This window comes from Serratia sp. CY33802 (genome assembly GCF_052169095.1).
Lineage (GTDB): Bacteria > Pseudomonadota > Gammaproteobacteria > Enterobacterales > Enterobacteriaceae > Serratia > Serratia bockelmannii.
Genome location: NZ_JBJNLL010000002.1, coordinates 671,824 through 686,088, shown reverse-complemented (window position 1 = coordinate 686,088; position 14,265 = coordinate 671,824). Strand labels below are relative to the sequence as shown.

The 14,265-nt window shown below is 45.3% G+C and carries 12 protein-coding genes; all 12 read left to right on the top strand.

Annotation, left to right across the window (positions count from 1 at the left end; translation table 11 throughout):
• Positions 1–8: 8 nt before the first annotated feature.
• Positions 9–1,382, top strand: a complete 1,374-nt coding sequence (gene cpsG / locus ACJ8HA_RS09820) for a phosphomannomutase CpsG (protein ID WP_043142826.1) — start codon at positions 9–11, stop codon at positions 1,380–1,382.
• A gap of 371 nt (positions 1,383–1,753) precedes the next feature.
• Entirely contained in the window at positions 1,754–2,767 is a 1,014-nt protein-coding gene (gene galE, locus ACJ8HA_RS09815) for a UDP-glucose 4-epimerase GalE (protein ID WP_049295295.1), read from the top strand.
• A gap of 553 nt (positions 2,768–3,320) precedes the next feature.
• Positions 3,321–3,854 (top strand): dTDP-4-dehydrorhamnose 3,5-epimerase, encoded by a 534-nt coding sequence (rfbC, locus tag ACJ8HA_RS09810; RefSeq protein ID WP_142590608.1) that lies wholly within the window; start codon positions 3,321–3,323, stop codon positions 3,852–3,854.
• Entirely contained in the window at positions 3,855–4,736 is an 882-nt protein-coding gene (gene rfbD, locus ACJ8HA_RS09805) for a dTDP-4-dehydrorhamnose reductase (RefSeq protein WP_197812786.1), read from the top strand.
• Position 4,737: 1 nt separating this feature from the next.
• On the top strand, positions 4,738–5,517 hold the full coding sequence (locus ACJ8HA_RS09800) for an ABC transporter permease (protein WP_049295298.1): 780 nt from the start codon (positions 4,738–4,740) through the stop codon (positions 5,515–5,517).
• On the top strand, positions 5,507–6,724 hold the full coding sequence (locus ACJ8HA_RS09795) for an ABC transporter ATP-binding protein (protein WP_072070345.1): 1,218 nt from the start codon (positions 5,507–5,509) through the stop codon (positions 6,722–6,724). The genes ACJ8HA_RS09800 and ACJ8HA_RS09795 overlap by 11 nt, the downstream gene beginning before the upstream one ends.
• A 2-nt stretch (positions 6,725–6,726) precedes the next feature.
• Positions 6,727–7,701, top strand: coding sequence for a methyltransferase domain-containing protein (locus ACJ8HA_RS09790; protein ID WP_089180713.1), 975 nt, complete (start codon positions 6,727–6,729; stop codon positions 7,699–7,701).
• A gap of 24 nt (positions 7,702–7,725) precedes the next feature.
• The gene (locus ACJ8HA_RS09785) at positions 7,726–9,690 is read left to right on the top strand and encodes an HAD family hydrolase (RefSeq protein ID WP_197812785.1); all 1,965 of its coding nucleotides are present in this window, start codon (positions 7,726–7,728) and stop codon (positions 9,688–9,690) included.
• The gene (locus ACJ8HA_RS09780; RefSeq protein WP_089195694.1) at positions 9,690–10,934 is read left to right on the top strand and encodes a glycosyltransferase family 4 protein; all 1,245 of its coding nucleotides are present in this window, start codon (positions 9,690–9,692) and stop codon (positions 10,932–10,934) included. Before ACJ8HA_RS09785 ends, ACJ8HA_RS09780 begins: the two co-directional genes overlap by 1 nt.
• Complete coding sequence (locus ACJ8HA_RS09775; protein ID WP_164062723.1) at positions 10,935–11,849, top strand: glycosyltransferase family 2 protein; 915 nt, start codon at positions 10,935–10,937, stop codon at positions 11,847–11,849.
• A gap of 73 nt (positions 11,850–11,922) precedes the next feature.
• Positions 11,923–12,639 (top strand): glycosyltransferase, encoded by a 717-nt coding sequence (locus ACJ8HA_RS09770; protein ID WP_080350752.1) that lies wholly within the window; start codon positions 11,923–11,925, stop codon positions 12,637–12,639.
• 146 nt (positions 12,640–12,785) lie between these two features.
• Positions 12,786–14,192, top strand: a complete 1,407-nt coding sequence (gndA, locus tag ACJ8HA_RS09765; protein ID WP_025302186.1) for an NADP-dependent phosphogluconate dehydrogenase — start codon at positions 12,786–12,788, stop codon at positions 14,190–14,192.
• Positions 14,193–14,265 lie beyond the last annotated feature (73 nt).

Below are 14,265 nucleotides of genomic sequence, written 5' to 3'. Positions count from 1 at the left end.
GTTTGGTAATGCAAAAATTGACGTGTTTTAAAGCTTATGACATTCGGGGAAAGCTGGGCGAAGAGCTGAATGAGGACATCGCGTATCGTATTGGACGCGCCTATGGCGAGTTTTTAAAGCCCAAAAATATCGTGTTGGGCAGCGATGTGCGGTTAACCAGTGAAAGCCTGAAGTTGGCGCTGGCGAAGGGTTTACAGGATGCGGGTACTGATGTGATAGACATCGGTTTAACCGGTACCGAAGAAATCTATTTCGCCACAACCTATTTAAAAACTGATGGTGGCGTAGAAGTCACCGCCAGCCATAACCCTATTGATTACAACGGCATGAAGTTAGTGCGTGAGGGCTCTCGCCCGATTAGCGGCGATACCGGGTTACGGGCGATCCAAGAGCTGGCGGAGAAAAACCAGTTTCAGGCGCTAGCAGCGACAGCAACGCGCGGCAGCTACGTACGCCAGGACGTATTAGGGGCTTATGTAGAACACATTCTGTCCTATGTAGACGTGAAAAATTTCAAACCGTTGAAGCTAGTGATCAACTCGGGCAACGGTGCTGCGGGGCATGTGATCGATGCTATTGAAGCGCAACTGAAGGCGCGGGGTGTGCCGCTGGAGTTTATCAAGGTGCATCACCAGCCGGACGGCTCTTTCCCCAACGGCATTCCAAATCCACTGCTGCCTGAGTGTCGTGCGGATACCGCCGATGCGGTGCGAGAGCATGGCGCTGATATGGGCATTGCGTTCGACGGCGATTTTGATCGCTGCTTCCTGTTCGATGAAAAAGGCGATTTCATTGAGGGCTATTATATCGTCGGCTTGCTGGCGGAGGCCTTCTTGCAGAAACAGCCGGGCGCGAAGATAATCCACGATCCACGCCTGAGTTGGAACACCGTCGATGTGGTCACCGGTGCCGGGGGCGTACCCGTGATGTCGAAAACCGGTCATGCTTTCATTAAAGAACGCATGCGTGCGGAAGACGCCATTTATGGCGGCGAGATGAGTGCTCACCACTATTTCCGTGATTTTGCTTATTGTGACAGTGGCATGATCCCATGGCTGCTGGTCGCTGAGCTGGTCAGTGTGAAGGGACAAACTCTGGGGCAACTGGTACAGGATCGCATTGCCGCCTACCCGTCTTCCGGTGAGATCAATATCAAGCTGGCTCAGCCTGTCGTGTCAATCGAAAGCGTTAAACAACACTATTTACCGCATGCCGATGAGGTGGACTACACCGATGGCATCAGCATGGCGTTCGCAGGCTGGCGTTTCAATCTGCGTTCCTCCAATACGGAACCGGTTGTGCGTCTTAACGTCGAATCTCGTGCCGATGTTGCGCTGATGCAAGAGAAAACCGACGAGATTTTGGCGCTGTTGTCAAACTGAGTGCGACGCGTAAGGAACACACTGTAGAGCTGTCTTGAACAGCTCTTTTTTTTTGTAAGGCTTAAACTCCCCATGTTCTGTCTCACACACACTTGGGATGCTTCAGAAAGGCAGTGAGGTTTTCTCTTGATATAACCAAGAACGCGGCTAAATATTTTAGCCTCTTTGTAGGGAGCCAGGTCAAAGCCTCCTGGCAGGCCGATTGTTTACTTGCTGGCCAAAAACGAGTGTACCAAGGGAACTCTGGGGACATATGGATGGTCAATTATGATCGAAAAGGCGTGCGTGAGTCCAAGCTTCGTTTAAAATCAATTGATTGCTTAAAGAAGACAGTTCATCTTGAGCGCCAGGGGCGCGAGTAAGGAGTTTTTATGGCGGTTTTAGTCACCGGTGGGGCCGGTTATATCGGTTCTCACACTGTTCTGGCTTTGTTGGAACATGGCGAAGATGTCGTAGTGTTAGATAATTTATCGAACTCTTCCGATGAGTCTCTGCGTCGCGTTGAGAAACTCGCGGGCAGAAGTGCTCAATTCTACCAAGGCGATATCTTGGATGCTGAGTGTCTGCACCGTATCTTCGAGGCTCACGCCATTTCGGCCGTGATCCATTTTGCTGGGCTAAAGGCTGTCGGAGAGTCGACGCGCAAGCCGCTAGAGTATTATCAGAACAATGTCACTGGCACGTTGGTATTGTTGGAGGAAATGCGTCGTGCGGGTGTGCATAAGTTTATCTTCAGTTCTTCTGCCACGGTGTACGGTACTCCAGAGCAAGTTCCTTTGACTGAGACGTCACGCGTTGGCGGTACGACGAATCCTTACGGCACGTCGAAGTTGATGGTAGAACAAATTCTGCAAGATTTCGCTAAAGCAGAACCGCAATTCTCCATTACCGCCTTACGTTACTTCAACCCGGTCGGTGCGCACGAATCTGGCATGATCGGTGAAGATCCAAATGGTATTCCTAACAATCTGATGCCTTATATTGCTCAGGTGGCAATCGGAAAACTGGAGAAACTGTCAATTTTTGGTGACGACTATCCGACACAGGATGGCACGGGTGTCAGAGATTACATTCATGTCATGGATTTGGCTGAAGGTCATCTCAAGGCGATTGAACACATCGATGAACACCAAGGTTTTACGGTCTATAATCTGGGGACTGGGGTAGGGTATTCTGTGTTGGAGATGCTCCATGCTTTTGAAAAGGCTTCAGGTCGCAATGTAGCTTACCAAATTGTACCACGTCGAGAGGGCGACATTGCAGAATGCTGGTCCGCTCCAGAATTGGCGTTCAAAGAATTGGGATGGAAGGCTACCCGTGATTTGGATGCCATGATGCGTGATGCGTGGAATTGGCAGAAGAACAATCCTCGGGGTTATCGTTAAAGTAACCCGAAACAGGTGTGATTTTTTATTACACCTGTTTTACCCAAATTATATGAATGCTTGTTTTTTACATTATATTTAAGTCAGTCTCATGTATTAAAAAATTTATTATCACCATCAGAGTTATCCTATATTAAGTTTTGTCGAGTAAATGTTACTTTTAACAAAATTTTTTAAAACTAACTTTATCTCGATGAGATTAACGAGGAATGGTTTTTTCGCGTTGTTAGCGTCCGCTATCATCATTAGCCAGCTATCATTTCTATGTCAAGCCGGACATTATAACGCTTAACGATTTGATATGTTAGAGTATTGTTATTACTAATGCGGTCGCTAGAGGTAGGTTGAGTGCATGCTGGAGGATGCTTTAACGGAATGAGGAAACTGTGCTATCCTGCAATGTCTTCAATAGCGAACTATCTGAAGTTGATTTAGAGGGCGTTTAGACCCATTTAAATATAGTTCAATGTGGGGTGTTCTCGGCTTATTCAGGATGACGCAGCGCTAGGGAGACACTGGTTGGGTAGGAAATTCCGAGTGAGTGAGTAGTCAAATGAAAGTAATTGATACAAAGATTGCCGGCGTCAAAGTGATTGAACCTAAGATTTTCGGTGATCAGCGTGGCTTCTTTTTCGAAACGTTCCAAAAGCAACGCTACCGAGAACTACTTGATATTGAACATGATTTTGTTCAAGACAACTATTCTCGTTCGACACATGGTGTGCTGCGAGGTTTACACTTTCAGACCTCTCGCCCTCAGGGGAAGCTGGTCTATACCCTAAGAGGGGAGGTCTATGATGTCGTGGTGGACATCCGTCCAAATTCACCTTCTTTCAAACAGTGGTTAGGGATCAATCTGTCTGAGGGCAACAAGAAACAGCTTTGGATCCCACCTGGCCTTGCTCATGGTTTCTTGGTGTTAAGTGATGAAGTCGACTTTGCTTATAAATGCACCGATTACTATGATCCGAAGAACGAGCACTGCTTGAGCTGGAACGATCCTGAACTGGCGATTGAATGGCCGATAGAGCATCCTCAGCTTTCTGAGAAGGATCTTAAAGGCAAATTATTCAGCGAGCTTTTTTAAATGCGCATACTGGTAACTGGCGGTAATGGCCAGCTAGGCCATTGCTTGGCGGATACATTGCCTGACAATTGGCAGATCATTAGCCTAGACCACAAACAACTTGACATTGCTGATTGGCCTGCAGTTCAGCAAACTGTCGCGGCGTTGAATGTAGATTTCATTGTAAATGCAGCAGCTTATACGTTAGTGGATAAAGCTGAAGAAGAAATCATCGCTGCGGAGGCTGCAAATGTTATCGGTCCAGCTAATCTGGCTATGATTGCTGAGAGCCTAAGCATTCCACTGATTCATATTTCGACAGACTATGTTTTTAGTGGCGCAGAAAAAGGTATTTCTTTGTGTGAAAATTCACCAACGGGGCCGCTAAACGTCTATGGACAAACCAAACTGCTTGGCGAACAAGCCGTACTAACCACGTGCTCACGCGCCGTGGTGCTCCGCACATCCTGGTTATTCAGTGAGTATGGCAGCTCTTTTGTGCATACCATGCTTAAATTGGGAAAGACACGTAAATCGCTTGCTATTATTAACGATCAATTTGGCCGTCCTACCTATGCTGGTGATTTAGCTAAATGTATTCTCACTATTATTAGCCAAGGGGTTAATGAACCCAAGCTATATCATTTCTGTGGAGATAAGATTGTCTCGTGGTATGAGTTTGCTGCGGAGATTTTTTCTTTAGCTAAGTTGTTTGATGATAGTTATAGATTTATGGTTTTGTCTTCTATTAACAGTGAACAATATAAATGCGCGGCCAAAAGACCTAAGCATGCGATACTTAACTGCGAAAAAATATATCGTGAACGTGGGATCTGCAATAGCAATTGGCGAATGAGCCTAGACAAAGTAGTTCCGAAAATTATTTACCAGATGAATAATTAATATGAAGACATTGTTGAAAAATACAGGTTTGATTTTTAATCTTACTAAGCGGGATGTTGAGAGCCGCTATCGTGGGACCAGTCTTGGTATAGTATGGTCACTGCTAAATCCTGTGATTATGCTTTCTATCTATAGCTTTATTTTTGGTTTTGTGTTTAAAGCCAAGTGGGGGCTGACAACGACAGAGAATTACACGTTGATTATGTTTACCGGTCTACTGACGCATGGTTTTATTGCTGAGTGCCTTGGCAAGGCGACAACGATATATGTATATAATGTCAGCTATGTAAAAAAAGTTTTATTCCCTCTTGAGTCCTTGTGCTGGGTATCTGTTTTTGGCGCATTATTCCAATTCTTTATGGGATGTATTGTTTTCGCCATTTTTTGTGTTTTATTAAAACAACCTGTTAGTCTAATGGCATTATTGGTCCCTATTGTCATTCTGCCATTGGTTTTATTATCATATAGCATTTCATTATTCTTGTCATCGCTAGGTGTTTATATTCGTGATATGGGGCAGGTTGTCTCAGTTATCATTGCCTTAATGTTATTTATGTCGCCTATATTTTATCCTATCACTGCTGTTCCAGAACAATATCGCATGCTGATTTATATTAATCCGTTAACGTTTATTGTCGAAGCTTTACGCGATGTTGTATTGTACGGAAAATTATTCAGTCTTGAAGGGTATGCACTCTATTGGGGCATCAGTATTATGCTGTACGTATTAGCTATAACTTGGTTCAAAAAGGTAAAGAGGGGCTTTGCTGATGTCCTCTAATGTTGTTGTCTCTGCGCAAAATTTGCGTAAAGTTTATCAGATTTATTCCAGCCCGATGCAGCGTCTGGGGGCTTTGCTGGGTTATCGGGGGGCTAAGGGCAGGGAGTTTGTCGCTCTGGATTCCGTTAACTTTGAGATTAGAAAAGGTGAAACAGTCGGTATTATTGGTGTCAATGGTTCCGGTAAATCAACTCTGTTGCAAATGATTTGTGGGACTTTGGCGCCTACAAGCGGCAGTGTATTTACTAAAGGGCGTATTGCACCTTTGTTAGAGCTTGGTGCTGGGTTCAATCCAGAATTTACAGGGCGTGAAAACGTTTACCTGAACGCCTCTCTTCTGGGCCTAACGCGTAAAGAAATTACGGAGCGTTTCGATAAAATAGCCAGCTTTGCCGATATTGGTGAATTTCTCGAACGGCCGGTTAAGACTTTTTCGAGCGGTATGTTTGCACGTTTAGCCTTTGCAACAGCCATTCATGTCGATCCTGAGATATTAATTGTAGATGAAATCCTTGCTGTCGGAGATTCACGCTTTCAGCGAAAATGTGTAAAGAAGTTTAATGAAATCAGAAACGATGGGTGTACAATCCTGTTCGTTTCACACGATGATTATCAGGTTCGCAATATTTGTAATAGTGCACTATATCTTGAAAAAGGTGTGCAGCGTTATTTTGGAAATGCAGATGTTGCTGTTCAGCATTACCTTTCTGATATGCAGAAGAGTGTGGTGGAAGCTCAAGATGCAGAAAATAAAGCTATTGAAAATGAAATAAGTAGCAGATTGGTAAAAATAGCTAATGTCTCTCTTCTCGATCAGTCTGGAAATTCAGTAACAGAGCTGGCAAGCGGCGACAATGTTAAACTGTCTTTCGATTATAAATATGAAGGAAGTGACGGGGAATTCGATGGGCTGACCTTTGTCTTTAATCTTTATCGTAAAGATGGAGTATATATCTGTGGGACGACTACAGCAATGCGTGGCTTAGAACCATTTCCCCTTAGTCGGGAAGGTCGAGTGACCATTGATTTCCCCGCATTGAAGTTGTTATCAGGTATTTATAACTGGCGAGTAGCTGTCAATGATCAAGATGGGATACAGATAATTAACGAAGCTGTACCGGTCTGTGAGTTTTCTGTAGCCGATAACTTCAGTGCCGTTGGAATTTATGATATTGAACATAGCTGGTCTGTGGTGGCCAAGGGGTAAGTATGGAACGGATTGAGAACGATCTTCTTAAGTTGCAGTTTTTAAGAGAAGAACATCACCAGCGTTATCAGTACGTTGCCAGTTTTGCCAAGGGAGTTGTGGTTGACTGTGCATGCGGTATCGGATATTCGGCACCTATTTTCTTGTCTAACCCTGCTGTAGTTAGTTATACAGGGTTGGATGTTGATCGTGAGGCGATCGCCTATGCAAAAGAGCATAATACGACGAATTCTCGTTTTGAGCACGGTTCGATTTTAGCCTTGCCGTTCGATGACTGTAGCATCGATACATTTATCTCATTAGAAACGTTGGAGCATCTTGAGCAACCTGAATTAGCGATTGCAGAAGTCAAACGCGTGTTGAAACCAAATGGGGTATTTATTTGCTCGGTGCCAACTAAAGATTACGAGAATTTTTGTGTCAGTTTGTATGGGCCCAACCCGTACCATATTCAGGCCTTCTCTTTGGATGCCCTGAAATCATTGTTGCAAGCTCAATTCGCGCATGTTGATATTGCTGTTATCGCTCAAGAACTCGTCTCTATAGTGCATACGTTTCAAGATCAACAGATGCCGCCTACGGTATTTGATGCAAAAAACAAGAACGTAATGAATGGCTCTTTCATTGCGATTTCATCTAATGCTGATGCTATTTATAATAAGAATACGCTATTTACAGGTATGAGTCGCATAGAATATGATCAAGAATTGGTCTACCCATTGCGCCAAAGTTTAGAGTTTGCAGAACGCTTGGCTGAACAACGTTGGCAGTTGTTGCTTGAAGCTGAAGAAAGAATCAATGAAGTAACACGGTATAAAGAACAGGCAGAGCGCATCTCTGAAGAAAGAATGCAAGCATTCAGGGACACGGAAGAGATGGTCCGTTCTCGTGATCAAGCTTTGTCTGAGGCAGAGCGGATTATTCAGTCGCTTAAGGAACAGCTGGAAAGCGTTTCAAAGCAAAATTCGAACCAATAACTCTGTGAATGGATTATATCTACAATGATTGTCACGATTGCCGATAATATCGAAACCATTCTGGTCGACTTTTTTGATACTGTAGTCGAGCGTAGTTGTCACCCTGAGGTCGTGAAACGTAAGTGGGCTGCTGCTCTCGTGGATTCATATCGTCTTTCTCTATCCGTAGAGGAGCTATATACGCTACGTTTAAGAATCGAAGCGGGATTGTGCGCCAGTAGTCAAATGCAAGGCGATGACGCTGAGTTCCGTTACGACGATATGTCGCTTGCCCTGTATTATGAGCTTCAACGTGCACAGATTGTGGTTCGCTTGCCTGAAAGTGAGCCCTTCGTCGCTTTTTGCCGTGATCTAGAGTTGGCTATTGAACTATCGGTGCAAAAACCGATAGTAGCAACGTTGGATATGCTGAGAGCTGAAAAAGCGAAAGGTAGACGTATTTATCTGGTTTCTGATTTTTATTTGGACCAACAGTCAATTATCTATTTCGCCAAACATCATGGATTCTATGATATTTTTGATGGATTCTTCGTTTCTAGCGAAAATAAGCGAACGAAGAAAGAAGGGCGAGCTTATGACGTGGTTATTGCAAGATTAGGTTTGGATGTTAAAAAGACGATCATGTTGGGGGATAATGCGCACAGTGATGTGGCGATGTCGGTAGCCAGAGGGCTGTTTGCGCATCATTTACCTGTGGAACAGCACCGATATGATGAGAGCCTACGGGCGGATCGTGAGCGCCTTGCGGTAGAGAATAAAGTTAACCAAGTGATCGCTGAAGATAATTTCAACTTCAACTGGATAAGTAGTGCTATTTATTTATTCACTCGTCGGCTTTATTGGTCTTTGGTGATGAATAACGCTAAAAACGTTTATTTTTTTGCAAGGGAAGGCGAGTTTCTTCAAAAGGCATTTGATAAATTTCAAGCTAGCTTGCCGAAAGATTTTTCGCGTATTACTAGCCATTATATGTATGTGTCGCGTCGATCAACCTACCTACCTTCATTAGGGCCTTTGGGCGGTAGCACATTCAACAAATTATTATATCAGTATGGTTCATGTAGTCTGGCTGCCTTTTTGAAAAGCATTAATCTCGATGATTATGTATCTGAGTTTAAAGTGCGTTTCCCTCAGGTGGACTTTGAAGAGCAGCACTTGAATATCGCCGGGTTACCAGCGTTTTCTGCGTTAATGGATGATGAATTCTTCAAGACTATCTACGAGCGTGAGCGTAAAGAGCAGAATGTCTATCTTAATGACTACTGTGACTCGTTGATGACGGAAAAGCATGATGAATGGGTTCATGTAGTTGATGTTGGCTGGAAGGGCAGTATTCAAGATAATTTGGTAAAAGCGACCCAGCGCAATATTTCTGGTTATTATTTCGGCATTTTGGATGGGGCAGAAACCCATAAGAATAATATTAAAGAGGGGTTGCTGTTTGACCATCAGTGGGGGCAACGCCTCGGTGATGATATGTTTAACGAGTTCCGTGCCGGTTTTGAAGTTTTTATGGGAGCATCGCATGGCAGTCTGAAGCGATATGGCGACAGTATCGATAATTTTGTTTTCGACCACAACGATTCAGAGCTCGCTTTCTTCTATGAGCAAATAGCGCCATTCCAAGAGCGTGCGTTGCATCAGTTCAATGGTTTTGCAAAAATAGAGCGTGCTTATTCGCTATCTGATCATGAGATCAGCAAAGCGGTTAAAAAATTTTACTTTCGTGGTGTGATGTTGCCGAGCCGGGTCGAACGAGAAAAGTTTTCGTTAATCAAACACTATGAGAATTTTGGAGTATTCAACTTTAGCTCCTTTGGGCAGAGCAGACGCTCCCCTCTGTCTTATTTTAAGCGCTTGGTGAGAAATCCTAGACATACCCTTGGTTCTGCTTGGTGGAAACCTTTGGATTTTCATGCGAATGGCGTGTGGTACTTGAAATATCCTTATTTTTTGGTGAAAAGAATAAAGTTTAAAGGGGCTAAATAATGAGTAAAATTGCTTTTTTACTATGGAGTCCGGATATCAGTGGCGGCACTAATGTCATTTTTGAGCATGCTACACGTATGCGAAAGAATGGTGACGATATCACGATTATCACTGAGGATAAACCGAACGATAAGCGATTGCAGTGGTTTCCAGGTGCAGAAAAAATGACCTGGATGGATTATTCTGAAGCTGCTGACAAACAGTTTGATCTGGTTATTGCGACCTGGTGGCGTACTGTATTTTATCTTCATAAAATCAATGCGAAGAAATATGCATTTTTTGTTCAATCCATCGAATCGCGTTTCTATCCGGAAGGTGAGGTAACTTTACGCACGCTTGTCGATCTTACCTACAGTTTGCAAGTTAATTTTATCACTGAAGCAACATGGATTAAAGAATACCTTAAAGAGCATTTTGACCAAGATGCGTTATTGGTCCGAAATGGGATAAGCAAGGATTATTTTAACGATGGGATTAAACCCAAAGTGCCTCGAGCGCCTGAAAAGCTGCGTGTATTAGTGGAAGGTCCGTTAAACGTTAGCTTTAAAAATACGGAACTTGCGGTGGAGTTATGCCGACAGTCTCGCGCTGATGAGGTCTGGTTTGTCACATCTACAGAAATTGGCGCTTACCCGAATGTTGATCGCCTGTTTAGCCGCGTGCCAATTTCTGAGATCGGTAGTATTTACGCCTCTTGCGATGTTTTGGTTAAACTTTCCACTGTTGAAGGAATGTTTGGCCCACCGTTGGAGATTTATCATACCGGTGGAACCTCTATCAGTTATGATGTGACCGGCTACGACGAATATATTGAGCATAATGTCAATGGACTGGTATCTTTCAGCCGCCAAAACCAAGAAATCATCGAATTTATAAATCGCCTTAAGGATAACCCTAATGAGCTGGCTCAATTGAAAGCAAATGCTTTGGCTACCGCTGAAAAGTGGCCGGATTGGGAAAGCAGTTCCAAAGAGTTTGCAGCAGCATGCGAGCAGCTTATTGCATCGGGAGTTATTACCTCGGTTACCTTACTTAAGGCGCAGACCGAGCGTTTTTGGCTCTTCTATGAGGAGTCTTTGCGTCAGGTACCGTTGAGTGGGCAGGTGGGAATTCCCTCTCTAAATCGGTATGCACATTTTCGTCAGCGTGTTATCAATAAATTGCATCGTGAGTATCCTGCGATTTTTTCCTTGCTTCGAAAAATAAAATGGACGGTAAAATCTTATCTGCCGGGAGCTCGATAAGTGTTTGAGTACGAAGTTGTAGTTTGTACTTACAACGGTGAACGCTACATTGTCGAGCAGCTTGCCTCGATTGTAAGCCAGACAATCTGTCCGCAAAGGATCATTGTCAGTGACGATGGTTCTACGGACAATACGCTTAAATTAGTTGCTGATTTCGCTGCAACGACATCAGTTCAGTTCGATGTACAGCAGCGTGTTGCGGGTCCAAAAGGACCCGCGCATAATTTTCTGCATGCGCTTTCTTTGACGACGGCAGCTAACGTCTTTTTAAGCGATCAGGATGACGTTTGGGTAACTGATAAGATTGAACATTATCAGCGCGTAGTAAGCCAAATCGGAGATGATTCTCAGCCTTTATTGATCTTTTCAGATGCTGAATTAGTCGATAGCGAACTTCGTTTCTTGAACGCTTCTTTTTTACAAAATGAGCGTCTTAATCCTGTACAGCAGTTGGTGTTCCCTCGCTTGATTTTCCAAAACTGCATCCAGGGTGCAACAGTGATGGTGAATCGAGCATTGCTTAAGTATCTTCGCCCTAGTCAGCATATGTTGATGCATGATTGGTGGCTGGGATTGCTGGCCATCACTTTTGGACGCTTGGTATTCCTTCCTGAACGCTTGATCAAGTATCGGCAACATGCGAATAACGTGGTTGGCAGCAGTGGCTATGGATTGAAACGTATTCTGGCGAAATTTATGCGACTGTCCTCAGTTGCACATCAGAATCGGCTAGTGATTGAGCAGGCGGTAAGTTTCTATGAGATTTACGGTAAGGGGCTCAAAAAAGAGGATAAGAAATTTTTGGAGAGGATGTTAAGATCCCGTCGCTTTATGCTTTGGCAGCTTTTCTTGCTAAAATTTGCGGTTGCAAGAACAACCATTACGAGAACTGTTTCCTTGTATTTCTTATATTAGAGTTTTTATGCCTGAATCTTTAGTTAAGCCATGTCGGTGCTTCATTTCAGTTATATCTCACGGTCATGGCAGCATGATCATTGCCGATGGATGCCTAAAACTGCTGGCTTCAAAAAATTACATTGTTGTTTTGAAAGATAACAAGCCACAGCGTGAACTTCAGGAATATTGTCAGGACTCTGGCATTCATTATCTTGTTGATCAGCCTATGGGTTTTGGCGCAAACAATAACTATATTTTCACTTGGTGCCAGCAAGAGCTTGGAATGCGAGATGAGGATCGCTTTCTGGTGCTTAACCCCGATGTTTTTATCGAACCGACCGTGCTGGCAGCGCTGCTGTCGCATGCGGAACATAACTCATACCCGATAGTTGCGATCAATCTTTTCAACGATAAAAATTTTACTTTTTATGACAAGGGGATAAGGCATTTTCCAACCATTAGCAGCTTTGTCGTTTCATTCTTGGTGCAGAAGAATAAGTCTATCTACGACAAGAATAAAATTACCCAGGATACCGAAGTTGAATGGGCGGCAGGCTCATTTTTGCTGTTTAGTGCCCAATGTTATCGAGAGCTGGGAGGATTTGATACGCGCTACTACATGTACTGTGAAGATCTTGACATTTGCTGGCGAGCGAGGCGGGAGTTAGGGATAAACGTCGTTTATTTGCCTCAATTTAAAGCATTGCATCTTGCTCAAATGCGCAGTCGCTCACTTTTTTCTAAACATTTTATCTGGCACGTTACCAGCGCTTTGCGTTTTTGCTTGAAACAAGCGTTGAATAGATAAAATTGTCTTATCAACCTCACGAGAGTGTCGACCTATCGCACCAATCACTACCCACGCGGCTCAATCCTGAGTTAACATGTGTGCCACATCACAAAACCTGCTGGCCGACGTTGCCGGCAGGGTCATCCTCAGACAGGAGTTCCTAAATGTCCAAGCAACAAATCGGCGTTGTCGGCATGGCGGTAATGGGCCGCAACCTCGCGCTGAACATCGAGAGCCGTGGTTACACCGTTTCCATTTTCAACCGTTCTGGCGACAAAACTGACGAAGTGATCGCTGAGAACCCGGGCAAGAATCTGGCGCCGTATTACACCGTAGAAGAGTTTGTCGAATCGCTGGAAAAACCGCGCCGCATCCTGCTGATGGTGAAAGCGGGCGAAGCGACGGATAAAACCATTGCCTCGTTGACTCCGCACCTGGACAAGGGCGATATCCTGATCGATGGCGGCAACACCTACTATCAGGACACCATCCGTCGCAATCGCGAACTGTCCGACCAGGGCTTTAATTTCATCGGCACCGGCGTTTCCGGCGGTGAAGAGGGCGCGCTGAAAGGGCCTTCCATCATGCCTGGCGGCCAGAAAGAAGCTTACGAGCTGGTGGCACCGATCCTGGAGAAAATCGCTGCGGTCGCGGAAGGCGAGCCTTGCGTGACTTATATCGGCGCTGACGGTGCCGGCCACTATGTGAAGATGGTGCACAACGGCATCGAATACGGCGACATGCAGCTGATTGCCGAAGCCTATTCCCTGCTGAAGCAGGCGCTGAACCTGAGCAACGAGCAGCTGGCCGAAACCTTCGCCGAATGGAACAAGGGCGAACTGAACAGCTACCTGATCGACATCACCAAAGACATCTTCACCAAGAAAGACGAAGAGGGTAAATACCTGGTCGATGTGATCCTGGACGAAGCCGCCAACAAAGGCACCGGCAAGTGGACCAGCCAGAGCTCGCTGGATCTGGGCGAACCGCTGTCGCTGATCACCGAGTCGGTGTTCGCACGCTACCTGTCCTCGCTGAAGGACCAGCGCGTTGCCGCGTCTAAAGTGCTGACTGGCCCGAAAGTGGCGCCGTTCAGCGGCGACAAAGCCGAATTCATCGAGAAAGTGCGTCGCGCGCTGTATCTGGGTAAGATCGTGTCCTACGCACAGGGCTTCTCACAGCTGAAAGCCGCTTCTAAAGAAAATAACTGGGATCTGCACTACGGCGAAATCGCCAAGATCTTCCGCGCCGGCTGCATCATCCGCGCCCAGTTCCTGCAGAAGATCACCGACGCTTACGCGGCGGATGCCGATATCGCCAACCTGCTGCTGGCGCCATACTTCAAGCAAATCGCTGACGAGTACCAGCAGGCGCTGCGTGACGTGGTGGCTTACGCCGTGCAGAACGGTATCCCTACGCCAACCTTCTCCGCCGCGATCGCCTACTATGACAGCTACCGTTCTGCGGTACTGCCGGCGAACCTGATCCAGGCGCAGCGCGACTACTTCGGTGCGCACACCTACAAACGTATCGACAAGGAAGGCGTGTTCCATACCGAATGGATGGAATAAGCCCGCTCGTTGAACGATAAAAAAAGCCGCCGAGGTTAACGCCCGGCGGCTTTTTATTGCGCGTGATTTAACG

Coding starts and splice junctions, on each gene's coding strand:
- cpsG (WP_043142826.1), top strand. CDS start 9: ATGCAAAAATTGACGTGTTTTAAAGCTTATGACATTCGGGGAAAGCTG.
- galE (WP_049295295.1), top strand. CDS start 1,754: ATGGCGGTTTTAGTCACCGGTGGGGCCGGTTATATCGGTTCTCACACT.
- rfbC (WP_142590608.1), top strand. CDS start 3,321: ATGAAAGTAATTGATACAAAGATTGCCGGCGTCAAAGTGATTGAACCT.
- rfbD (WP_197812786.1), top strand. CDS start 3,855: ATGCGCATACTGGTAACTGGCGGTAATGGCCAGCTAGGCCATTGCTTG.
- ACJ8HA_RS09800 (WP_049295298.1), top strand. CDS start 4,738: ATGAAGACATTGTTGAAAAATACAGGTTTGATTTTTAATCTTACTAAG.
- ACJ8HA_RS09795 (WP_072070345.1), top strand. CDS start 5,507: ATGTCCTCTAATGTTGTTGTCTCTGCGCAAAATTTGCGTAAAGTTTAT.
- ACJ8HA_RS09790 (WP_089180713.1), top strand. CDS start 6,727: ATGGAACGGATTGAGAACGATCTTCTTAAGTTGCAGTTTTTAAGAGAA.
- ACJ8HA_RS09785 (WP_197812785.1), top strand. CDS start 7,726: ATGATTGTCACGATTGCCGATAATATCGAAACCATTCTGGTCGACTTT.
- ACJ8HA_RS09780 (WP_089195694.1), top strand. CDS start 9,690: ATGAGTAAAATTGCTTTTTTACTATGGAGTCCGGATATCAGTGGCGGC.
- ACJ8HA_RS09770 (WP_080350752.1), top strand. CDS start 11,923: ATGATCATTGCCGATGGATGCCTAAAACTGCTGGCTTCAAAAAATTAC.
- gndA (WP_025302186.1), top strand. CDS start 12,786: ATGTCCAAGCAACAAATCGGCGTTGTCGGCATGGCGGTAATGGGCCGC.